Genomic DNA, 23881 nt, shown 5'->3' with positions numbered 1-23881 from the left:
GTTAATCGTGGGCCCGGCCTTTCTGGCCACCCGTTCGGACTTTTTCTTCCAACACTTGCAGCTCTTCCATCTCTTCTGGTGATAACTGGTATTTATCGATAGTATTCAGGTCAGGCTGCCCGGCATCTACCCAGGCGGTGTACCAGGCGCTGCCAATGGAAAGGATCGTAGCCCGCATCCGGTCCTCCACCATGCCCTTCATGCGCTGCTGATAGGCATTGGCATATTCCCGACATTGAGTGCGTATCGTCCGGCCCAGGCGCTCTTCGTAGCAGTATTGCTTGTCTTCCGGGAACGTCTCGCTGAGTTCCCGTTCTATTTGCAATACGCTGTCCACCAGTTCATGGCTGTCCAGCACCACTTCCCAGTAGTAGTCTTTAGGGTTAGAGATGTACTCCGCCTTGCCTACAAAGTAGTCGTACATTTGGTCAGCAAACAGCTCCGGGATGCGGCTTTCCCAAAAAGCGTGTATACCCACCTGATCGGTGAGCTGCCCATTGTAGTTTGTAGTGGTGTGAAGGGGCACATGTGCATCCCCGATATAATGTCCAAACTCAGCAGAGGTACGAAGAATACTGGGGATATCCCGGTTGCGGAAGGCCGCAGTAAGGCGGCGCTGCATAGCGGGCAAATGATAAGGCACAATACCATACTCCGAGAAGTGGTCCACCGCGTAGGCTTTTTCGCAATCAATCGCGCCCGGGCTCAGCCCGAATAGCATCGCCAGGGTGTCGCAACTCAGCTTCCATTCGTCCTCATAGTACTGTGGCATGATTTCCTGAATGAAGTAAGTCTTGTAGTCCGATTGATAGGGGATTTGCAACGCTCCGCCTTCCGTCTCCAGGCTGATTAGGACCTGCCGCCTGATGGTATCCCGATAGAGGCGGGTGGTATCTCCTGCCGCATTCACTACCCCTACTTCCGTGAATTTCATCAGGGCTTCTGTCCAATCTCTTGGCACTTCAGGAAACGGATAAGTGCCCCAGTGGTCGATATCAATATAGTGGCGCACGGCTTCATGCCGGGTGGCGTAACGCCGTTTGTCGGGGTCTACGGCATGTTCGGTGACGTACTCCAGGTTTTTCTTGTAGAAGACGATCATCTCCGGCGGGAGGGTGAATACCGCCATTCGGTTGAGCCGGCGGTGCCCCCAAAAACCCCAGCGCTCAGAAGGTGCAGCGCCTAGCCCGATGAGCAGGAGCAGCGTTGCGATGAGGGCATTCCGGCCTGCTCGCTGAGGGGTGAATGGCAGTTGATGGTTCATGATCCGGCTCGGTTTGGTTTACGGAATGGGCTCCAGCAGGCTTTTGAGTACTCCTCGATTATCAATTCAGCAGATTCGTATCCTGATAGAAGGAGCCGTACCCCCAAAAGACCTTTTGCACCACGATTTGCTGTGCCAGCATAAAGTCCTTTTGGTTGCGGAGCACAAAGTAGCGGTCCAGGTACCCGCCTGTGGTGACGTAGTCTCCGGTTTTGCGATCCTGAGTAGTGATGGTTTCCTTGATAATTGGGTAGAAGACAGCACGCGTGGTGTCTTCGCTCTTGTTGACCAGCGTGATGCTGCAGAAGGGGATGGTCTGCAAAATAGAGTCCCGGCCCGAGTGTTGATTGCGGAAAGCTTCTGCGCCGACGCTTTCGAAGTTGGTCAGACAGGCTTCTACACTGCCCTCCTTGAAAGGGCGCTGTATTTCAGGCGTGATATCGTAGAACGGCTTCACCGTAAAGTCGCTGCCCGAAGCCTCCAGAATGAAAGACTGGTTCTTCTGTTTGGGGTATTCGACCGAAAGGTATTTGATGTCTTCCACCTTTTTAGAAAACAGGTTCTTATCGCGCCATTCGTCGCCGAGGCGGTCAAACCGGACGCTTAGGTTGCCTGAAAAGCCCGGCATTTCGGCTACATACGGCTGTTCTGCGCCGTCCATAATAATGTAGGTGCCCCGTTCGTCCGCTGTTGAGCCGCCAATGTAATAGGCTTTGAGCAGGTTCCCTTCCTTGTCGTAGAGTTCCACCTTTTTGCTCTGTGTGGCCAGTACATTGACCATGTTTTTCAACGCATTATCTGAGGGCTTGTATTTGATCCGCACGTTATGGATAGCCTCCAGTAGGGGGTTCATAACATTAGGGTTGGTTTTACCGCCCCCCTCGACATCCCAGCCGCCTTCGTCATTGCGCAGCAGCGTCGTGCGTTCGCCTTTGCGCCCGGCGATGAAGATTTTATGCAACTTGCTCATGTCCTCAACGGCAAAATCCCGGTCGGAGCCAGCCAGGGTCATCTTATTGCGTTCATCATCTGTGGAGAGGTACCAAAATGCCCCGCCGCCCAGCAGCAAGAATACAATCAGTAAAATTAAGGTTCTTTTCATCTCTGTGTTTTATACCTGTTGTTTGATTAGGCAGCGTATCGGCGCCGCCGGACAAAGTTGTATACAAATCCAAAAAGGGCGAGGAATAACAAAGGCACACCAATATTCAGAAATTGCCAGAACCCTTTTTGCTCCCGGGCTTCTACCGAGTCCAGCAATCGTAGCTTGACCTCCTTGCCACGGGCCTGTATGACACCCTCCTCGTTGATCATATACTCCAGGGTATTGACCAGCAGGTCTTTATTGGCAAAAAGGTATTTATCAAATTCATTGAAGCCCAGCGGGCTGAATTGCTTGCCGTCCCGTCCTACTTTATTGCGGGCTATATCTCCATCGGAAATGACCACCATTTTGGTGGGCTCGCTTTGCGCCCGGAACTCGAGGTTGAGGTCTCGCAGTCCCTGTAGCATACTCTCCGTGACCCGGTTTTCGTAAAGGGATGGGAAGGTGCCTTCCAGCAACAGCCCCAGCGTTTGGGGTTCTGCTTTAAACTTGTCGGGGTCCAGGTCGTACTGCAGGAATTCAAAGTTCATCTCTACCGGGATGTACTGTACGCGGGTATTGTCGGAGGACTGTAGCAGTGGGGTTTTTTTGATCTCGGTTTTTGTTGTTACATCCAAATCTATGGTACTGGGATACTTAAAGTTGACCAGGCCGAGGTTGTTGACAATAGGGTGGCGGGCTTTGGGGGCGACCACCGGGTGGTAGGGGTAACGGAAGTTCTCAAACTGCGGCGCATTGCCCTGCATGCCTACCACCAGCGGGATGCTTGAGCACTGCAGGTCCAGGACCAGGTTGGGCTGAATACGTATCCCGTAGCGGAAAAGCAGGTCGTCCAGGTTCAGGTCGTACTCATTGGGATAGTACTTGGCGCGGCCCTGCAGGCTGTCGAGGCTTACCCGGACTTGATCCAGCAGCCATAAAACTTTGCCGCCCTGCATAACGTACTGGTCAATTTTGAATTTGTCTCTTTCGGAAAAAGGTTGCGTGGGCTTGGCGACGATGAGCAGATCAGCCTCTTCGCCAATGTAAACGACGCTGTCCAGGTTAATGCGCCCGAACTCGTAATAGCTTCCCAGTGTTTTTTGCAGGTCAGCGGTTTCTATAGGCTCAAGCTCCCCGTGCCCGGTGGTGAATAGCACGTTGGGCTGAATCGTGGACCGCAGCTGCTGAATGGCATTGGCCAGCTTGTACTCCAGCAGGCCTACAGAGTTATTCAGGGTGCGTTCCTGTGGCATGCCGGGTACATCGTTTTCCAGCAGGTTGACGGCCAGCTCGCGGTTTTTGTAATAAATGATGGCATAAGGATAGATCACCTTGCGTTCAGTGCCCTCCACTCCTTTTACGGTCAGTTGGGTGGGTGTAATCCCCTGATCGCTCAGGTTTTTGCGGCGCTCATTGATCTCTTGTGTCGTACCCTGATTGGGGTTTTCAAACTCATACTCCACATAGCCCGAGACGCCCCGGAAGTCGTCCAGAATATCTTGCGTAGCATTGCGCAAACGCTTAAAACCGGCCGGGAATTCACCTTCCAGCAGCACGCGGATGTAGACCACGTCGTCCAGGTCTTCCAGCAGCTCCCGGGTTGGCTCTGTCAGGGTAAAGCGCTTTTCCTCCGTCATATCCAGGTAGCCATACAAAGGCTTGCCCGCTATCCTCGCATTGGCCAGGATATTGAGAAACAGCAGAATGCCGAAAAAGAGCAGCAGCTGAATTACAAATTGTGTCTTTTGTTGCTTCTTAGCCATTGGAGCGTACAGATTACGTTCTTTGAGTCAATGATACAATTAGAATTGTGCGAGGGTTGCCTTTCAGGGTGTGAATCATGCCTTTTGTCGATTTACCACTTGCGGCGTTCCATGGAAAACAGGGTGAGGCCCAGAAAAAGGGCAATCACAGACAAGAAGTAAATGAGGTCCCGGCTGTCAATCAATCCGCGGCTGATAGAACGGTAGTGGTAGTCGATACCAAACATTTGCACCACATCGTCTACCTTACCTACCAGGCCGGGCAGCCGGCTCATGAAATCAAAACCGTAGTAGAGGAAGAAGCCCAGAAAGGTGGCCAGGAGAAAGGCTACAATTTGGTTGTTGGACAGGGAGGAGGCAAACAACCCGATGGCTACATAAACCGCCGCCAGAAAAAACAGCCCGATGTAGGAGCCAAGCACCGCTCCACCATCGATGTTGCCCACCGGTGAACCCAACTGATAAACGGTGTAGTAGTACAGCAAGGTAGGGAGCAGGGCAAAAAGCACCAGCACGATACACGCCAGGTACTTGCCTAAAATGATCTGCAAGCTGCTGATGGGGCGCGTGGCCAGCAGCTCAATCGTGCCGTTTTGGTATTCCTCCGCAAACGAGCGCATTGTGACCGCCGGAATCAGAAAAAGGAAGACCATCGGGCCAATCTCAAAGAGCGGGCCAAGGCTGGCGTAGTTGACATTCAGCAGGCTCGTATCCGGGAAGACAAAAAGAATGAGCCCGGTAACAACCAGAAAAACCCCGACGACAATATAGCCGATCAGGGAACTGAAAAATGCGTTGACTTCCTTTAGGAATATGCTTTGCATGTACGCTTAATTTTTTGATTTTGAAGCATCCGGGACAGGGATGAAGATCGGGTTCCGGTCATCGTAGATCAAGACACATTTATAGAGCATTTCTGTGCTGCCATTTTCGGGCAGTTCTTCTACGGTGCGGTACATTTTGGTATCGTCTCCAATCATGCCCATCAGGGTAGACCGGTCCAGGGGCCCTTCCTGACCAGTGGGCAGGTGCAAAATACGGGACTCATTGATGATCTCCCGTTTGGAAATATTACCGCGCCGGAAAGGGCGGCCCGTGAGTGGATTGTAGGCTTTGATCTCCACTAGGCGTTCTTCCTCCCGCTCGAATTCATAGTAACAGATCCGCCCGCGTACCCGCATCCCGGCAAAGTGCAGGATGGTGGAGTCATTCGTAACCTCCCTGGGCAGGCGGACATAAGGCAGCCCGTCGAGCACGATCCCCCAAATCTGCTCATCCGCAAGTGGAGGGGCATCAATTGGGCGGATGTATTCTGCCTGTGCCCGGTAAGATTCCGCATTCGCTGCGAGTTTGGCCTGTAGGGCTTTCCATTGGAAGTCCGGTTGATTGGCCTGTAGGGCAGCAATAGATAAATAAACCCCATCCTGAAAACGAAACGCGGCTTTTAACTGAGCAGAATCAGCCTGTGCGCCCAGCCAGAGCGGCAGGAAAAAGAAGCAGCTAATCGTGAGTAGTCGTGTTACAGGCATATAAGATTACTTTGTGAGGCGCTGGAATACTTCGTCCATTTCAAATACTTCTTTGCGCATTTCAAGCAGCTTCACTTTTTGGTCCACTGCGAAATCAAAGACCGATGCCCGCAGGTCCTCCTCCGCTTCTGCCAGGATTTGGTAACGATACCCATTGAGGTGACGGACTTCGCGCACACCGCTGATGCGCTTTAATTGCTGCTGTGATATTTTAGTTTGGAACTCTACCGTAATCACCGACTCTCCGGTAGTGACGGACTGCAGGTGGTCGATGGTGTCATCCGCTACGAGATTCCCCCGGTTGATGATGACCACGCGGTCGCAGATGGCTTTCACTTCCTGCATGATGTGGGTGGAAAAAATCACGGTTTTCTCTTCCCCCAGTTTTTTAATCAGTGCCCGGATATCAGCCAGCTGATTGGGGTCAAGGCCGGCGGTAGGCTCATCCAATATCAGCACCTGCGGGTCATGCAGCAGTGCCTGCGCCAGCCCTACCCGTTGCCGGTACCCTTTGGAAAGGGCACCAATCGGCTTGCGCTGCTCCCGTTCCAGCCCCGTCATTTCTATCATCTCGCTGATGCGCTGACCGGGTTTGCTGATCTTGTGGAGCCCGGCAATAAACCGGAGGTACTCCCGAACGTACATATCCAGGTACAGGGGGTTATGCTCTGGCAGGTAGCCGATGTTCCGGCGCACCTCCATAGGCGATTCCTGTACATCATACCCGCAAACGGTGGCTTTGCCGCTGCTTTGCGGGATGTAGCAGGTCAGCACCTTCATGGTCGTGGTTTTCCCGGCACCGTTTGGGCCCAGGAAGCCTAGTACCTGCCCGGGCTTCGCCTCAAAGGAGATATCGTTTACTGCTTTTTGCTCACCGTAAATTTTGGTCAGGTTTTGCACCTCTACCGACATAGATTCGAGATTTTATTCCGCAAAACTATAAAAAAATGACCGCAAGCTTGCGCCTGGAGCACTATTGCAACGGTCTTTGTCGTACGACAACCTGCGCGCAGGCTTTGGAACGTCGCAACGACAACCCAAATTGTGCCAGTGATGACCGTGCGGCAGCGATACTGCTGCAGTCCAGGTGCCCGCGGAAGAGCTGCACTTCCCCGACGGATAAGTTGTTGTGCACAGGCACGCCCAGTTCCCGTTGCATGAGCTGCAGTACTTCTGACAATGGGGCCCGCAGGACTAGTGCCGTGCGTTCCTGTGCATCCCAGATGATGCGTCCGGGGTCTTCAGTGGTCAGGTGCTCCTTCAAAAGCAGGCTGTCGCTCAGGTGCAGTTCGTACTGTGGTGGCGTTGGCCGCCAGTCTATCTCCAAGCGGTATTGATCTTCCAGTTGCTCCAGGATCATCGCCCGCCCGTCGGACAGGGAGTATCGGCTGGAGGCAAAAGTGATATTCAGCTCCGGATCTTGGTGAAGGCCGCCAAGGTTTACCTGACTGCTGTCGAGCTCTAACAATTCCAACAGGGCGTTTGACAAGGTCACGCCCTGAATAGATAGCCGGACGGGCGATCCGGTTGTATCCTGGCCGGAAACAAAGAAAGGTTTTGCGGAGGCCGTTTCCTTAAGGACAAGCCGGAAGGGGCGTGCAGCTTCGATATTGAAAGCAAAAGCCTGGGGGAAGAGTTGCAGGCAGCCGGGCTCGGGTTCTACAATAATGCGATTGACGTAAAGGGTCTGTGCGGGCTGCAGTTGCCACAGGCGTTTGGCAAGTTCGGTCTGTTGGAGGCTGCTCGCTACCCACATTTCCGGTTGCTGTGCCTCCCCGGCAATAATAAGCTGAAAGCTGTGGATGGGCAGAAGGCGCGGTCCTACAAAAAGCTGCAGGGCTTGTTGCAATTGCCCTTCGATTTGCCAGAGGTGATAATTGGTGCTCATGGGGTTGGCTACAAGCTGGCCCCACCGGAGCTCAACTTCCGGTCCCCGGTAGTCCATATAATCTGGCAGCGCCCTCCAGTCGATCGGGTCGGTGAGGGCAGTCGTGCGCCGAATTTCCTGGGTAGAGAACAACTGATCCCGGTCGGCAATGAGGCGGTTATAGGTGCGGAATCCCGGGATATTGATGATTTTGTACAGGGCATTTTGCTGGTAAAGCTCATAAATATGGCGGGTGTGGGTTGCGGCGGTATCAATGCGCAGCATAGGGCGTTGCCCACTTTCCTGAATCACCTGAAAGCCGAACGCTTCCTGCGTATGCCGGGGGTGGGGCACCTTGACCACAGGGCTGTAGGGCAGTAGGGGGTCGATAATCCGGATCCGTAAGTATTGAATCCGGATGCTGTCTGCTGCATCAATCCGGAGATCAATCACATTGCCGGGGCGTATCCCGCTTTGGAAGGTGGAAACGACCGAGGCATCGAAACCCTCCCCGGGTGTATAGTCGGGGTAGGAAAACCAGAAGGCCCCAAAGCGCTGATAGGGCTCCCGATGGATTTGAACCACCTCAAAAGGCAGGGATTGCCCCTCGTGAAGTACGCTTAATGGTTGTCCGATAAGGGTCCTGAATTCGTCCAGGGCCAACTCGGCTTCACCTTTATAGACCTCAGGGTTGGCGAATTTGGAAAGAGGGATGCGGAGCGAGCCCCATTCAATGCGGTAGGGGCTGGGTGCCAATGTTTCTTCATGAATAGGCAGATAACCCGGTTGGCCTTCAGGTGTAGCCTTATAGGCGGGCTGTGAACAGCTCGCGGTAAGCCCGATCATCAGGGCTGCAATAAATCCGGTTAATCCGCGCATAACTCAGTGAATGTGCTTCTTTTTAGCATCTCTAAGTTAACGCGTATTTCGGACAATTGCTTAGTTTGCCTTCCTAACGAAACGTTAAGAGGGAATCCGGAGGCTACCGGCCAATATAGTTGTGTGGTGTTATCTGCTTCAGCTCTGCCTTGATGGCCTCGGCTACGTCCAGCCCGTCCACAAACGCATGAATATCAGCTTTGGTAATGGCGGCCTTGCCCCGGGTCAGGGCTTTCAGAGCCTCGTAAGGCTGCGGGTAGCCCTCCCGCCGCAGAATATTTTGGATACCTTCGGCGACCACCATCCAGTTTTTCTCCAGGTCGGCCTCTAGTTTGGCGCGGTTCAGGAGGAGCTTGCCCAGCCCTTTCCCGATGGACTTGAACGCAATCAGGGCATGCGCAAAGGGTACGCCAACGTTGCGCAGTACAGTGCTATCCGTCAGGTCGCGTTGCAGGCGGGAAATCGGAAGCTTATCGGCCAGATGGGTGAACAGCGCATTCGCAATGCCCAGGTTACCTTCCGCATTCTCAAAATCAATGGGGTTGACTTTGTGGGGCATAGCCGAAGAACCAACTTCTCCCTCCACTACCTTTTGCCCAAAGTAATCCATAGAGATATAGGTCCAGATATCCCGGCACAGGTCGAGCAGAATGGTATTGATACGCTTTTGTGCCATGAAAATGGCAGCGAGGTTGTCGTAATGCTCAATCTGCGTGGTGGGGAAAGCCCGGTGGATGCCCAGGGCTTCTTCCACGAAGGCTTTGCCGAATGCGTGCCAGTCGATATCCGGATAGGCGACATAGTGGGCATTGAAATTACCGGTAGCGCCCCCAAACTTAGCTTTGAATGGAATGCGGTCCAGCTGCTCCAGTTGTTCGTCAATACGAGAAACGAACACCTGTATTTCCTTGCCCAGTGCCGTTGGGGAAGCCGGCTGCCCATGAGTGCGCGCCAGCATGGGGATGCCCGACCATTCTTCTGCAAGGCCCGACAGTTGGCTACGGATCTCCTTGAGCGCCGGCAGCCATACCTGATACAGGGCGTGCTTGATCATCAGGGGGGTCGCCGTATTGTTGATATCCTGAGAGGTCAGCCCAAAGTGGATGAACTCTTTGTATTTTTCCAGCCCAAGTGCATCAAACTGCTCCTTGAGGAAGTACTCCACCGCCTTGACATCATGGTTGGTGACCTTTTCGATGGCCTTGATGCGTTCCGCGTCTTCCGTTGAAAACTGATTAGCTATCCGCAGCAAGTCATCGAGCTTGGCTGTTGGGAAGTCCTGCAGTTGGGGCAGCGGGTGGTTGACCAATGCCGTGAAATACTGAACCTCCACCAGCACCCGGTACTTGATCAGGGCAAATTCGGAGAAAAAATGAGAAAGGTCTTGAGTCTTGGCGGCATAGCGCCCGTCGACGGGGGAAATAGCGGTGAGCATAACGTCCTTGATTTTTGCGTGCGCAAAAATAGGAACAAAATCATGAGTTTTCCAGTAATTCCAGGATTTCCCCAAAGGCATCACTCGTGAGTTCATAGTACGCATAGCGCCCGTCCCGCCGTGGACGCAGTATTCCCGCCTGCCTCAGGATCTTCAGGTGGTGGGAAGCCGTAGCCTGCTCAATGCTCAGGGCCTCGTGGATATTGGTTACCGTAAGGGGCGCCTGCCGGTGGAGCAGGTTGAGTATGGCGAGCCGTACGGGGTGGGCAATTGCCCGCAGCTGTTCTGTCTGCCGCTCAAAAGATTTAAAGTGAGGTGTTGCAACCATGTATCATGAGTTTTCAAAGTGGGTAGGTTGGGGCAGGAGAATAGCTCAAACATAAGGGCATTTTCCATCCTTCCCGCCTTTTTCCGGGAATAGGCAGGCTTGACAATAGGCGGTACACCCTCCTAAAACCTAACCCGCCCGCTTAGCACCATATTCCGTCCGGCGCCTGCCAGTCCTGAAGAGTAAGGCCGGTACCGCTGATCAGTCAGGTTTTCCACCCCGGCACTAAGGGTGAAGGTGTCATTGACCCGGTAAAGCGCCCGGAAATCCAGCGTGTACCAGGCCGGTGCATAAGGATTGCCATTAGCGTCAGCGGCGTACAAGTACGGCTTATCCTGCTCTGTCAGCGGCAGGTCTTCGAAAGCGAAAGCGCTGTGGTACTGCGCGTTCAGTTCCAGCCGGAAGGCCTCCTGCTCGTATTGCAACCGAAATACTCCAAACCAGGGTGCCGCATGGCGCAGCGGCGTGGTGCCCCCTTCCTCCAGTTCTTCCTCCCCTTCCTGAATGTTGAAGCGGGCGTGCATGCCTAAGCCGTTAGCCCACTGCGCGTCCACTCCTGCTTGTAGTCCGTAAACCCTTGCTTGTGCGGCATTTTGCACGGCCTGCACCCGGCTTAGGGTACCATCATAAAAAATACTGTCTTGTCCGGAAAGCGAAAAATCCCGACGAACTAAAGCATTGTCCAGCAACGTGTAATAGCCTGTAAGATCGAGCTGTATGCCATCCCCAATCACTCTGGAAAAGCCCAGTTCTGCATTGTAGGCATATTCCGCCCCCAGGTTGGGATTGGGCACGACTACAGAGCCGGGTTCGGAGTCAAATACCTTGCCAACATCATCGACATTGGGCGAACGGAACCCAGTGGAGAGGTTGGCACGTATCCCCCACAATGGAGCGGGCCGGTACACCGCACCCAGGCTGCCGGTAAGGGCTCCGTTATTCAGGCTTGCGTTGGTGAAGGGGAAGGGAAAAAACGTGGTATCAAAATCAGCGTCAAGCAGAAAGTGGTTGTAACGTGCCCCGGCCTGCAAACGGAGCTTAGGGTTTACTTCAAGCTGATACGTCAGATAGGCCGCATAGGATTGCCAGTTGGCCTGAGGATATCGGGCAGGGCCGGCATCTTCCGCTCCTGTGTCCAGATTATTGAGCTGCCCTTCTGAGGCCACCTTATTGTAAAGGGCTTCGAATCCGTATAGTAACCGTTGGTGCCGCCCGGGACGTTTGGTGAAATCCAGATTGGCCGAAAGCGCATCCACCGCTTCGGTGCGGGTGCGCCGGACCGGATCTCCAAAATCCCGGTCAATACGGCTTTCCTCAAAAAACTGATGGGCCAGGCTTAGCCGGGCTTCGTCATAAAACGTGTTTTGCCCGGTATGTGAAGCCTGTAGCTGATTCATTTGCCATACCTGTGGGCCATAGGACCATTCCGCACTTCGGGGCACGCCATTGCGGTCGCGGACCAGGCGGTCGTACCGGGCATAATCAGTCGTGGCAGAATAGTGGAAAGCATAAGTGAAGTCCCAGGCTGCATTGGGCCGAAACCGTACCTTCTGCATCAGGTTGGTCTGTTCGTACCCCGTAGGCGTTTGCAACAGCGGGTCGGGGTTAGAAACCACCCTGTCAGTGCCGTCAATGCGTTCCACATAAAAAGGCCGCAGGTAATCTTCGGGCCCATTTTGGCCCATCCGGAGGTCGCCGTAGCGGTTGTGGGAAAAGCTGCTCACTGCTGCCCATTTTTGCCCGCCGATATTGATGTCGAAGTGCCCGGTCAGCTCCTCATTGGCGGAAGCATAGCGCAGGGCGGCGCTACCCGAAGACTGCCGCTCCTGACTATCCGCGAGGGTAGGGGTGAGGGTGTAAAAAGCCATAACGCCCCCGATGGCATCGCTGCCGTAGAGTACGGAGCCGGGCCCAAAGAGCAATTCCGTTTGCTCGGTGGCGAAGGGGTCGAGGGAAATCACATTTTGCAGGTTGCCGCTCCGGAAAATAGCCGTATTCATCCGCACACCATCCACAGCAATCAGCAGCCGGTTGGTAGCGAAGCCCCGGATCATCGGGCTGCCGCCTCCCTGCTGGCTTTTTTGAATGAACACCTCCCCCGAGCTGCCCAGCAGGTCAGCAGCAGTTTGCGGGTTGCGCAGCAGCACTTCCTCCGATTGGATGACGGAAATCCGGTTGGGGACGCGGCTGGCATTTTGAGCCCAGCGGCTGGCGGAAATGACGACCTGATCCAGTGCCAGGGCGGTCATCTCGAGTTGTACACGGAAGCCTTTCGCGCGGACAGCCGTGTAGGTGATCCGCTGTGTTTTGTAGCCCAGGAGCTGTATGTGCAGCGTGTCAGAAGAAGCGAAAAGGCTTAGGTCGGCCTGCCCGTTCTGGTCTGTAACAGCGAAATTACTGCTGGGCTGCCCGATCACCGTAGCGCCCGGCAGGGGAGTGTTCGCTGAATTGGTCAGATTAAGGGTCTGGGCATGCAGTGCAGGTATAGCCAGTAGACATAAACAGGCCAGCGTAAGAAACGATTTCGTCATATCATATCAGAACTTTTCCGGGGCTCACTTTTTGTAACGAAGGTAGGGAAAATTGAAGCATGTGGCAATGCATGGAGCGTCGGGGTGTGCATAACAAATTGCACTTTTTGAATAGCTTGCCAGCATTTGCCGTTTGCCTCTCCTGGATAAGCTGGAGCAGAGCGGGAAGCTCTACCCCAGCAGCCATAGGGCTTAAATGCAGAGGGTTGCCTTTGTGTTTTGTGCAATTTGTTATACACACAGCGTCGGGAGCACTGCAATTCTCCTTAGTTAGAGAATGGATTTGATGTTAAAAGGCGGGTAGGCCACTCCATTTCGTACAGGTAGCAGAGACGGTTTTTTAAACTTGTAACCCTGCATTACAGCACCTATCGGTTTTTATCGGGAAGGTGATTTTGCCAGCTGTTTTGACGCATCGCACATCGGATATGCCGGCATCTCTTCGCGGAAGCTGAAAAAAGCCCCCAAAACTGCGAACGCAATGACCGGAACCGTGTTGATTTTTCGTCCAAAAACGAAAAACCATGTTAAAGCAACTGCTGACTTCCCCGATGGAGAAGTTCATAAAGATTGAAAGCCTCAGTGGGGTATTGCTCTTTGCAGCGACGATCATTGCCGTAGTCTGGGCTAATTCTCCATTCGGCGACTCCTATCAGGCAGTTTGGGGGTACGAGCTTGGTGTGAAAATGACCAACTTTGAGCTGGTCAAGCCTGTCATCCTCTGGATCAACGATGGGCTTATGGCGCTCTTCTTTTTCCTGATCGGGCTGGAAATTAAGCGGGAGCTTTCTGTCGGAGAGTTAAACGCGCCCAAAAAGGCCATTTTCCCTTTATTCGCAGCTATTGGAGGTATTGCTTTCCCGGCGTTGGTATTTGTACTGTCTAATAACGATCCGGAGGCGCTGGCCGGCTGGGCGATTCCTATGGCCACAGATATTGCCTTCTCTCTGGCCATTATGAAATTGCTGGGCGACCGGGTGCCGCTCAATCTCAAGGTCTTTCTTACGGCTTTTGCGATCGTGGATGACCTGGGGGCGGTAATGATCATCGCACTATTTTATAGCGCTGGTGTCAAATGGATGCTGATCCTGGTTGCTTTCGTTTTATTAGGGGTATTATTTCTTCTGACCATGCGGGGGCTGTACTCTAAATACCTGCTCGTAGTGCTGGGCGTAGTGATTTGGCTGCTATTCCTGAAGGCGGGTATCCATCCTACTATTGCCGGCGTGCTGCTGGCCTTTACCGTTCCCATTCACCGAAAGGTGAAGATACCTGAGTTTATGGAGGCGCTGGACGAGTTGCAGGAAAAGATCATTAAAGCCCCGCGTCAGGAAAACGGCCTGTTGTCCAAAGCACAGATAGAGCATATTGACAACCTGGATGAATGGACCACGGAGGTGCAGTCGCCCCTGCAGCGCATGGAGCATAAGCTGCACGACTGGGTGGCTTACGTGATCATGCCCGTATTTGCCCTGTCCAATGCCGGCGTCACCGTGAGTACGGACACGGCTTTGAATATGAACCTCATTCTGGGCATTGCACTGGCACTGATTGTGGGTAAAGCAGTAGGTATTTTCCTAATGTCCAACCTGGCGCTTCGGCTTGGTATTTCCAAACTGCCCGATGGCGTGAGCAAGATGCAAATACTCGGCGTGTCCTTCCTGGCCGGAGTAGGCTTTACCATGTCTATTTTCATTGCCAACCTTGCCTTCAAAGACAACCCCGCACTACTGGACTCCGCAAAAGTGGGTATTCTGATCGGCTCATTGATTGCTGGGTTGACAGGTTTTCTGATACTGCGCGCGCTGGGCAACCCCAAAAGCGATTCCCGGTAGCGGGCATGCAACTCCACGATCCTCTTCTACGTTTCTTGAAAAACGGTATCCATTATGAAGTATCATCTGATCTTGTCTGTTCTCGCTCTATTGCTCATGGGGGCTACCTGCAACCGGGGCGGCGCTATAGCTGACGATTGCATCGACCCCGCCAAAATCGATAAAGAGGCGGCTTGCATTGAAATTTACCAACCGGTCTGTGGCTGTGACGGCAAAACCTATCCTAATTCCTGCAATGCCGAGAACTACGGTGGTGTCACCTACTGGGAAGAAGGGACCTGCGAGGATAGAGAGTAGGCTGTTTGGGAATCACTGCCGCAGCACCCTGAATTCCGTACGCCGGTTCTCCTGATGCTTCCAATCGGGGCAATCCACGTCATCTGCACATTCATTGGTCAGGAGGGCTTCCCCGTAGCCTACGGGGATCATGCGCCCACGGTCGATACCCTCACTGGTAAGATAACGGACAATCGCATTTGCCCGCCGCTGGCTAAGCTCCTCATTGCCCACAGCATTGCCATTGGCATCAGTATGAGAGGATATTTCCACCACAAGATTTGGATTTTTAAGCAGCAGATCCCTCAACTTCAGTAGTTCGCTTACCGACGAGGGCTGCACACTGGAGCGGCCGGTGTCGTAGTACACATTTAGTTTGAAGGTTTGGGCACTGGAGGTGTCCTTTGCACTGGGGCGGCTGCGTTCAAAACCCTCGAAAAGATCTGGCTCAGCTTCAGCTGGTGGGCTGGCGCTGACTGCCGTATCTACAGGGGCAGACACCGGCATGGCTTTGCTGACTGGCTGCAGGAAAAGATTGAGGTATTGTTCGCGGTTCAGGCCGGTGGCGCACACAGAATGCTGGGGGGTGACGCTTTCAAAATGCTCGAGGGTGGACGTGATGGTGTAGCAGCATTCGTTTTGCAGCTCTACGGTAAACCGTCCCTGTGCATTGGCATACACCGTTGAGGTAGCCGTGCAGTCACCTTCGGGCTGTAGTTGTATTTTGGCTCCCTGAAGGGGGCGGCCGGAAGTGCGGTCAAAGACGACGCCTTTCAGGATTTGCGGGATATCCGGCTGTAGGGCAATGGCGAGGAACAAGGTATCCGACTGGCCTGGTATATCGTCTGGGCAAATATCTACTGATTTAGGGAAGAAGCCTTCCTGCCATCCGGTAAAAGTCGTGCAGGAAGGGACCCGGAGGAAGATACGCCCGCTGTCATCCGTTTGGAGGGTGTCGCCGCTATGTGTATTCAGGAGTGCTGCATTGGGTACCGGCATCCCGTTGGTGAGGTCGAGCACATCCACCGCCGCAAGACGCCCGCTGCGCTGGAAAAAGTAGATGTCATCACCGCCGGCACCGCCTTGCCGGTTGGAAGTGAAGAACCCCTTTTCGCTGTTATCCAGTTGTGTATACCCAAAGTCATCGGCTGCGGAGTTGAATGGGGCACCCAGGTTTTCGGGGCGTTGCCAGGTGCCGTCTGCGCCTTCACGGGTAACGAAAATATCTTGCATACCCAGGCCAAGCAGCCCATTGGAGGAGAAGTACAAATCGTTGTTGAGGCCGACGTAAGGGTACAGCTCGTCACCGGGGGTGTTGATGACGGGCCCCAGGTTGATGGGCTGTCCCCAGTCACCATTGATACGGACACTGGCATAAAGATCTACACCTCCGTAGCCGCCCGGCATATCGGAGGCAAAGAACAGCCGGTTGCCATCGGGGCTGAGGGCGGGGAAAGCCACTGCGTATTCGTCACTGCAAAAAGGTAGGGGATAAAGTGCGCTCCAGGTGCCCTGCGGTAGTAACCGGCCAGTCCTGATCTCCAGTTTCTTCCGTGCCTGACTGCCTGGTCGGGTACGGGTATAGAAAATTTCGTTCCCACTGGTATTGAAGGTTGCCGGGCCTTCGTGCAGGTTTTCTGGTGTTCCCACATCAAATGCTTTGGGCGTACTGAAGCCCAGGCTGTCCTCATCCGTAACCGTTACTTTGTACAGATGAGCCAATTGTTGCCCTTCCAGTTGATAACGGTCGCTTGTAAAGACGAGGCCGTCCTGGTAACGGACCGGAGAGAAATCATTGCTGGGTGCATTGAAAGGTAAGCTGGCCACCTCAATTTGTCCTTTGGATTTGTTTTCCAGCATCTGACGCTTATTGCACGCATCAAGCAGATCGGGCTTGCGGGGGTCGAAGGGGCGTTGTTCCAGGTAGAGTTTGAACCAGCGCACCGCCGTCTCGCATTTGCCACTATGGAGCAGTGCATAACCGTACTTTAACTGGTGGACCGGCTGGCATTCTTCCATAGGCATGACCAGCGCGAACCAGTTGGCCGCAGTGTGGTAGTCCCCGATGCCGTAGTAGGCTTCCGCCAGATTGACTTTAGCATACGGTACATCCTGTCGCTGCAGCACCTGATGGTAGAGCGGTATAGCAGCCTGCAGCTTGCCTTCGTAAAAATAGTCATCCGCTTTGCTAAGTCGTGTGCTCTGTCCGTGTAAGGTCAGTGCTACCAGTGAAAAGGCTGTAAAGAGGGGCCAAAATTTCATAACAATGGTGTTAAATCGGTTGTCTACAGGGCGAAATTGTATTCGCGGGTATGCCTTACTGCTTTCCGGCTCAGCTCTTAACTTCAGCAACAAACCAGTGGAAAGAGCAATAGTCTGTCTTGGATCAGGTCACTAAAATTACACTGGGCATTCCAAATTGTAAATACATTACTTACAGCAAGTGTACGAATTCCTCTACTTTTGGTTGCAAAATTTGCTTTTGAATACCAGAATATGAAACAAATTAGTGGAATTTATATCTATCCGGTGAAGAGTCTCGGCGGGATTGCCTTAGAGGAGGCGAGCATTGGTCTGCACGGGCTAACCTACGACCGGCAGTGGATGGTGGTGGACCTGAAAGGCATGTTTATCACCCAGCGCAAGGTGCCGCAGATGGCATTGATCGAGCCGGCATTGCAAGCGGGGCAGCTGGTACTGAAGCACCGGCACCGGGGGGAGGAGAGTGTGTCTACCCCTTTATCCGGACCGACGGAAGGGACACCTGTAGCCGTGCAGGTCTGGAATGATGAAGTAACGGCTGTAGCCTGCGCTGATGCCGTCAACGAATGGCTGAGCGATCAGTTGGGGACTTTTTGCCGGTTGGTTTACCTGCCCGCTCAAAATGCCCGGCCGCTTTCTGAGGCGTATGGGCAGAGCGGGGAAGCGACCTTGTTTTCAGACAGTTGCCCCCTACTGATTACCGGAGAGGAGTCGTTGCAAGACCTCAACAGCCACCTCGCTGAGCCGGTGCCAATGAGCCGTTTTCGGCCTAATTTGGTGTTCTCTGGCGGTACGGCTTTCGAAGAAGACAACTGGCAGTCCTTTCGTATCGGGCAAATCCCGTTCAGGGGGATCCGGAAGTGCACCCGCTGCAAGGTGATCAACATCGATCAAACCACTGCTGCCGTAAACAGGGAACCCCTGGAAATGCTGGCACAGTACCGGCGCGACGCAAAGGGGATTTACTTTGGGCTGCATGCATCTCTGGCGTTGGGGCAGTCACCCGGTAAGGTCAGTATGGGCGACTTCGTCGGATTTTAACCCATCTTTGGCAGTTGATTTGCAACGTTAGGGTTGCTTCGGAAACAGCGTTACCGCCTCACTTCACTTGTGCCTTTGCCCGGAGCTTTCAGGGCTTGTTGCTGCAGTGTTTCGCGCATAGGAGAGCCGCTGAGGATTTGCTCAGCTTCCTTGAAAAAAGTATCCAAATAGCGCGTTATTTCTGTACGGTTCTGCCGGTCAAGGAGTTTGAAATCATCAATAGTTTCTTCCATTGCTGACCGCTGATCCAGGAAGTGCTGCAGGGTAGAGGACAGCACAGCGCTGTCAACCTTATTGCCCAGGAACACCCGCTGCTTCACGGAGACGAGCCCGTAGTCCGAGTTGGGGATGGCGTAAGACGGGTTCACAAAGCCCGCAAAGTCGAAGTCATAGGGTACGGGTATAACACCAGTGCCGGTGTAGGGGCGTACCATTTTGACGTTGCGCATCATACCCGTGTTATAGTCGGCATTGCCGATCATATACTGGAAGACAGCCATAGTGTGCTCATCATTGAGGGAAAGCTCATTGGCAGGTACATTGATGCATGCTTCGCATTCCTTGCCACCGGCACGGTGCGCCATCTCATCGGTATCCTCCAGAATGAAGCCATAGCGCTTGATCCGGCTGACCCGGTCTTTGCTGTCTATGTAATTGATGCGGACGAGCTGCACGCGGTAGCTCTTGTCCGAAATCAGGTTGTATAGGCGGTAAGCCAGGTACTCCCGGGCCACGTTTTCTTTGGAAGCATACTTGTCATCGATGCAGTGGGTGACCAACTTGAGCTTGTCGTATTCAGCGATGTAGTTGCGTTCCATCAGCCGGTCCTTGGAAAAGTTCAGCTTGATGGGCGGAAAGTCGCAGATGTTACGCCGGAACTTACCACGCGGTTTGAGCTTCATATCGTGCTGTTCCAGCTCGCCCGCTGCGTTTTCAAAAGAGAAAATCGCATACTGATATTCGTCCTTCTTGCGGTTGTCTATAAGATTAGAGAGGTCCGTCTCAATGTTGACCTCTAATATTTCGGGTGAATGCAGGGCATCAAAAATAGTTTGCTTATCTTGAGCAATCCCTATTATACTGAGCCCGATCATCGCCATTAAAGTGGACAAAAGCCGATTCATCATAGTTCGTTTTCGGTTGAGTGAAAAAATGGCGTTCTGTTTTCTATATTAACACGGCAAAGCTACAGTGGTTCCAAATAATATTCCACAAAGCGTTGTTTAATTCTGTGTTAACAGAATATTTTATCGCCTGAATTAGCCAATTGGTGTATAATTTGATTAGGATCGGGAAAAGGGCTATGGATTGACAAAGTATGACAAAACGACAAAATATTAATTTTGCGCCCATTTATCGTTTAGGGCTCATAATAGCCTTAATCGTAGTATTTGATGCCTGCCGGGTGCAACAACTGCCTCCATCAGAAAAGACCACTGCCCGCAACATCATTTTTTTGATTGGTGACGGCATGGGTATGGGGCAGATTTCTGCTGCCTTGTTCGCTAATGATAACAGGCTCAGCCTGGAACAGTTCACCCATATCGGCTTTCAAAAAACCTATTCTGCTAACGACCTGATCACGGATTCTGCTGCCGGGGCTACGGCATTTGCCTGCGGGGTCAAAACCTACAACGGGGCTATTGGGCTTACTGTTGATTCTGCAGCCTGCGAAACCATTCTGGAAGAGCTGCAGGGCAAAGGGTATGCCACCGGACTGGTCGCTACCGCAACTATTGTGCACGCCACACCTGCTGCATTTGCAGCCCATCAGCCCATCAGGGTCTTTTATGAGGAAATTGCCCAAGACCTGGCCGAGTCTAATATCGACTACCTCGTAGGTGGGGGTAAGCGGTATTTCGACCGGCGGGAAAAAGACGACCGGGACCTCATCCGGGAGATGGAAAGCCGCAATTACTACGTGACCAACTACCTGGAGCATGAACTAAAGGACCTCGTCCCCAGCCCGATGAGCCGTTTCTGCTACTTTGCTGCCGATAAGCACCCGCTGACGAAAGCGGCAGGGCGGGACTACCTTCCCCGAGCCGTTTCTCTGGGCATCAGCTACCTGACCCGCCGCAGTGATACCGGCTTTTTCCTCATGGCAGAAGGCTCCATGATTGATTGGGGCGGGCACTCTAACGACGGGACCCTGGTCATCGAAGAGGCTAAAGATTTTGACCGGGCCATAAAGGAAGCGCTCAACTTTGCCCGGCGGGACGGCGAAACGCTCGTGCTCGTTACCGCTGATCACGAATCGGGGGGTATGGCTATCAATCCAGGCTCCTCCTTTGAGTCGATCAACGCCAGTTTTACCACCAACGGGCATACAGCCGCTATGGTGCCGGTTTTTGCCTTTGGCCCCGGAGCGGAGCTCTTCGACGGCATTTATGAAAACACAGAAATTTATTATAAAATGCGGCAAGCTCTCGGCCTTCCTGAGAAAACGGTCGCTCAGGGGCAATAACTTTTTTGACGATTACACCCTAATTGAAAAATACCACGAATATGTTCAAGCAACTTTTACGGGCAGCAGTAGCGCTGTTGCTGTGGGCTCTATCACCTCAGCTTTACGCTCAATCCACTCTTGATTTTGAACCCGGCCTTTACGAAAGCCTGGAATGGCGCAGTATTGGTCCGTTCCGGGGAGGAAGGAGCTGTGCAGTGACCGGCGTGCCGGGGCAACCCAATCTCTTTTACTTCGGCAGCACCGGCGGTGGCGTTTGGAAAACCAAAGATGGGGGCCAAACCTGGGAGAACCTCTCGGATGGCTACTTTGGGGGCTCCGTTGGCGCAGTTGCCGTCAGCACCTTCGACCCCAACGTGATCTACGTGGGCGGAGGCGAAAAAACGGTGCGCGGCAACGTCTCCTTCGGCTATGGGATATGGAAGAGCGTGGATGGCGGCAAAACCTGGGAACAAAAAGGGCTGAAGGCCTCGCGCCACATTGGGCGCATCCGTGTTCATCCGCGCAACCCGGATATTGCCTATGCAGCGGTTATGGGCGATTTGTTCCAAAGTTCGGAAATGCGTGGCGTGTACCGCACTACGGACGGCGGTGGCACCTGGGAGCGGGTGCTGTTTACCAACGCCGATGCAGGTGCTGTAGACCTGCTACTCGATCCCACCAACCCCCGCGTAGTCTATGCTTCTACCTGGCGCATCCGGCGAACGCCCTATAGCCTGGAGAGTGGAGGCGAAGGTTCTGCCCTTTGGAAAAGTACCGATGGGGGCGACACCTGGGAAGATCTGTCCGCCAAGGAAGGCTTCCCTGAAGGCCCGTTAGGGATTATTGGCGTTGCGGTGTCTCCGGTCAATGCAGAGCGGGTTTGGGCACTGGTGGAAGCTAAAGATGGCGGGGTACTGCGCTCGGAAGATGGCGGGGAGACCTGGTCGCGTATCAACGACAGCCGGGCGCTGCGCCAACGTGCCTGGTACTACACCCGCATCTATGCAGACCCCAAAGACGAAGACGGGGTCTACGTGATGAATGTCCGTTACCACAAATCTAAAGATGGAGGGCGGACTTTTAAGCCTTATGCGGCACCCCACGGCGACCATCATGACCTTTGGATTGCACCGGAAGACCCGGACCGCATGATTATTGGGGACGACGGAGGCGCACAGGTATCCTTTGACGGAGGGGGCAACTGGACGACCTATCACAATCAGCCCACCGCTCAGTTTTACCGGGTAATAACGGATAATGCTTTCCCTTACCGGATTTATGCGGCGCAACAGGATAATTCCACGATCCGGATCCGCCACCGTACCGATGGCAGTAGTATTGGTGAGTCCGACTGGGAATCAACAGCTGGCGGAGAAAGTGCGCACCTGGCGGTAGACCCTCTCGATAGCGAAGTCGTCTACGGCGGTAGCTACGGCGGTTTCCTGACTATGAAGAACCACCGCACCGGAGAGCGCCGGGCGATAAACGTCTGGCCAGACAACCCGATGGGCTATGGGGCTGAAGGCATGCAGTACCGCTTTCAGTGGAACTTCCCATTGTTTTTCTCACCCCATGACCCCGAGAAGCTCTATGCAGCATCCAACCACCTGCATGTCAGCACCAACGGTGGGCAGAGCTGGCAGTTAATCAGCCCCGACCTGACCCGCAACGATTCCACTAAACTGGGGCCATCAGGCGGGCCCATTACAAAAGACAACACTGGTGTGGAATATTACTGTACCATCTTCGCCGCTGCTGAGTCTCCCTTTGAACGAGGCCTGATCTGGACCGGATCTGACGATGGGCTGGTGCACCTGTCGCGTGATGGCGGTACCAACTGGGACAACATCACCCCCCGTGATTTCCCGGAATGGCTTATGATCAATAGTATTGACCCTGACCCTTTCAACGCAGGCGCCGCCTTTATTGCCGGTACCCGCTACAAGCTTGGGGATTATCAGCCGTACCTCTACCACGTGACGGACTATGGCGAAAACTGGCGCCTGATGGTGGAGGGCATCGCCGAGGAGCATTTCACCAGAGTGGTAAGGGCTGACCCGGACCGGGAAGGTTTGCTTTACGCCGGTACGGAAAGCGGCATGTACCTTTCCTTTGACAACGGCGCATCATGGGCACCCTTTCAGCTCAACCTGCCCATCGTGCCTGTGACGGACCTTACGGTAAAAGAAAAGAACCTGATCGCTGCCACACAGGGGCGCAGCCTGTGGATGATTGACGATCTGACCCCGCTCCATCAGCTGAGCGCGGATATGGACACTACTAGCGTCCACTTGTTCGAGCCCATAGACAGCTACCGGATGGACGGGCGGCAGCGCAAAGGTTTGAAAACCGCAGGTACGAATCATCCGGGGGGCATAACGGTCCACTTCTTTTTACCCGAAGGTCTGGTGGCAGATTCTCAAAAAGTCGCACTGGCTTTTTACGAAGAGTCGGGCAAGCACATCCGTACCTTTTCCACCGGCGCAGAGGAAAAAGAAGATCAGCTGACTGTTAAAGCGGGGGCCAATACCTTCAACTGGGATTTGCATTACCCGAAAGCTATGGAAGTGGAAGGGATGATCCTTTGGTGGGCAGGCCTGAACGGACCGGAGGCGGTACCCGGCTATTACACCGTAAAGCTGATGACGCCTCAGGATACTCTGGAGCAGCCCTGGCAGCTGAAAAAGGACCCCCGGATTTCGGCTACCGTGGGCGATCTGCAAGCCCGTTTCGATTTTATGCAATCGGTCAACGAAAAAGTATCAGAGGCGCATCAGGCCATCACGGATATCCGGGAAGTACGCAAGCAGATGCAGCCCTTCATGAAGCGCTGGAAATCACGCGAAGGGCATGAAAGCCTGCTGGCGCAGGCGGAAGCCATAGACTCCGTCATGACAGAGGTGGAGGAAGCGCTATACCAAACGAAGAACCGCAGCCGGCAAGATCCGCTGAATTTTCCGATAAAGCTGACCAATAAGCTGGCGCACATCAATGCGCTGTTGGGCTCCGGCGACTTTCCGCCTACCGAGCAGGACCGCGAGGTTAGGGAAGCGCTGACGCAAGAGATTGATAAACAGCTGAACCGGTTCTATGCCCTGAAAGCAGATGCAATCCCCGCCTTTAATGCCGCGGTGAAGGCCCGGGCAGTGGATGTTATCATGCTGAAAGAAAACTGATAAGGATGCCGTCGGGCTCTTAGAGCGTGTTGGGACTTTAGTAATCGGCCTGCAAACTACACTTTTTTGCTTATACTTCGTCCCGAAAATCCTCATTTAGCTAAGGCTAAACTCCGGTTTTCGTGCCTCGTCTAACCAAAAAATTGTTAGTTTTCGACT

General features: G+C 53.6%; 17 protein-coding genes. 5 read left to right on the top strand and 12 right to left on the bottom strand.

Annotated features, from left to right (window positions below; all coding sequences use genetic code 11):
• Position 1: 1 nt before the first annotated feature.
• The 10 genes from RIC19_RS23435 to RIC19_RS23390 form a co-directional block, all read right to left on the bottom strand.
• Complete coding sequence (locus RIC19_RS23435; RefSeq protein WP_350180818.1) at positions 2–1264, bottom strand: zinc dependent phospholipase C family protein; 1263 nt, start codon at positions 1262–1264, stop codon at positions 2–4.
• Positions 1265–1325: 61 nt separating this feature from the next.
• A complete protein-coding gene (locus RIC19_RS23430; RefSeq protein WP_350180817.1) occupies positions 1326–2366 on the bottom strand; it encodes a DUF4340 domain-containing protein in 1041 nt (346 codons plus the stop codon).
• A 26-nt stretch (positions 2367–2392) separates the two neighbouring features.
• Entirely contained in the window at positions 2393–4114 is a 1722-nt protein-coding gene (gene gldG / locus RIC19_RS23425; protein WP_350180816.1) for a gliding motility-associated ABC transporter substrate-binding protein GldG, read from the bottom strand.
• Between the two features lie 92 nt (positions 4115–4206).
• Positions 4207–4938: a gliding motility-associated ABC transporter permease subunit GldF gene (gldF, locus tag RIC19_RS23420; RefSeq protein ID WP_350180815.1), complete on the bottom strand. Its 732-nt coding sequence runs from the start codon at positions 4936–4938 to the stop codon at positions 4207–4209.
• A 6-nt stretch (positions 4939–4944) separates the two neighbouring features.
• Positions 4945–5643 (bottom strand): hypothetical protein, encoded by a 699-nt coding sequence (locus tag RIC19_RS23415; protein ID WP_350180814.1) that lies wholly within the window; start codon positions 5641–5643, stop codon positions 4945–4947.
• Between the two features lie 6 nt (positions 5644–5649).
• Positions 5650–6555, bottom strand: coding sequence for a gliding motility-associated ABC transporter ATP-binding subunit GldA (gene gldA / locus RIC19_RS23410; RefSeq protein ID WP_350180813.1), 906 nt, complete (start codon positions 6553–6555; stop codon positions 5650–5652).
• Positions 6556–6616: 61 nt separating this feature from the next.
• On the bottom strand, positions 6617–8389 hold the full coding sequence (locus tag RIC19_RS23405) for a hypothetical protein (protein ID WP_350180812.1): 1773 nt from the start codon (positions 8387–8389) through the stop codon (positions 6617–6619).
• Between the two features lie 103 nt (positions 8390–8492).
• Positions 8493–9824, bottom strand: a complete 1332-nt coding sequence (purB, locus tag RIC19_RS23400; protein WP_350180811.1) for an adenylosuccinate lyase — start codon at positions 9822–9824, stop codon at positions 8493–8495.
• Between the two features lie 40 nt (positions 9825–9864).
• Positions 9865–10152: an ArsR/SmtB family transcription factor gene (locus RIC19_RS23395; RefSeq protein ID WP_282778690.1), complete on the bottom strand. Its 288-nt coding sequence runs from the start codon at positions 10150–10152 to the stop codon at positions 9865–9867.
• Between the two features lie 122 nt (positions 10153–10274).
• On the bottom strand, positions 10275–12683 hold the full coding sequence (locus RIC19_RS23390; RefSeq protein ID WP_350180810.1) for a TonB-dependent receptor: 2409 nt from the start codon (positions 12681–12683) through the stop codon (positions 10275–10277).
• A 524-nt stretch (positions 12684–13207) separates the two neighbouring features.
• Between RIC19_RS23390 and nhaA the strand changes: the two genes are divergently transcribed.
• A complete protein-coding gene (gene nhaA, locus RIC19_RS23385) occupies positions 13208–14518 on the top strand; it encodes a Na+/H+ antiporter NhaA (protein ID WP_350180809.1) in 1311 nt (436 codons plus the stop codon).
• A 54-nt stretch (positions 14519–14572) separates the two neighbouring features.
• Complete coding sequence (locus RIC19_RS23380) at positions 14573–14815, top strand: Kazal-type serine protease inhibitor family protein (RefSeq protein WP_350180808.1); 243 nt, start codon at positions 14573–14575, stop codon at positions 14813–14815.
• A gap of 12 nt (positions 14816–14827) precedes the next feature.
• On the opposite strand, the gene RIC19_RS23375 is transcribed toward RIC19_RS23380, so the two are convergent.
• Entirely contained in the window at positions 14828–17056 is a 2229-nt protein-coding gene (locus tag RIC19_RS23375) for an OmpA family protein (RefSeq protein WP_350180807.1), read from the bottom strand.
• Between the two features lie 234 nt (positions 17057–17290).
• Here RIC19_RS23375 and RIC19_RS23370 point away from each other — a divergent pair, with 234 nt between their 5' ends.
• Positions 17291–18097, top strand: coding sequence for an MOSC domain-containing protein (locus tag RIC19_RS23370; RefSeq protein ID WP_350180806.1), 807 nt, complete (start codon positions 17291–17293; stop codon positions 18095–18097).
• A gap of 50 nt (positions 18098–18147) precedes the next feature.
• Here RIC19_RS23370 and RIC19_RS23365 read toward each other — a convergent pair whose 3' ends face one another.
• A complete protein-coding gene (locus RIC19_RS23365; protein ID WP_350180805.1) occupies positions 18148–19224 on the bottom strand; it encodes a hypothetical protein in 1077 nt (358 codons plus the stop codon).
• 191 nt (positions 19225–19415) lie between these two features.
• On the opposite strand from RIC19_RS23365, the gene RIC19_RS23360 reads away from it, so the two are divergent.
• Both RIC19_RS23360 and RIC19_RS23355 read left to right on the top strand, forming a co-directional pair.
• Positions 19416–20564 (top strand): alkaline phosphatase, encoded by a 1149-nt coding sequence (locus RIC19_RS23360; protein ID WP_350180804.1) that lies wholly within the window; start codon positions 19416–19418, stop codon positions 20562–20564.
• A 41-nt stretch (positions 20565–20605) separates the two neighbouring features.
• Complete coding sequence (locus RIC19_RS23355; RefSeq protein ID WP_350180803.1) at positions 20606–23722, top strand: WD40/YVTN/BNR-like repeat-containing protein; 3117 nt, start codon at positions 20606–20608, stop codon at positions 23720–23722.
• Positions 23723–23881 lie beyond the last annotated feature (159 nt).

This window comes from Phaeodactylibacter sp. (genome assembly GCF_040219495.1).
In the GTDB taxonomy this organism is placed as follows: Bacteria; Bacteroidota; Bacteroidia; order Chitinophagales; family Saprospiraceae; genus Phaeodactylibacter.
Note: the sequence above shows the minus strand (reverse complement) of the source record. Positions and strands in the feature narration are given on the sequence as shown.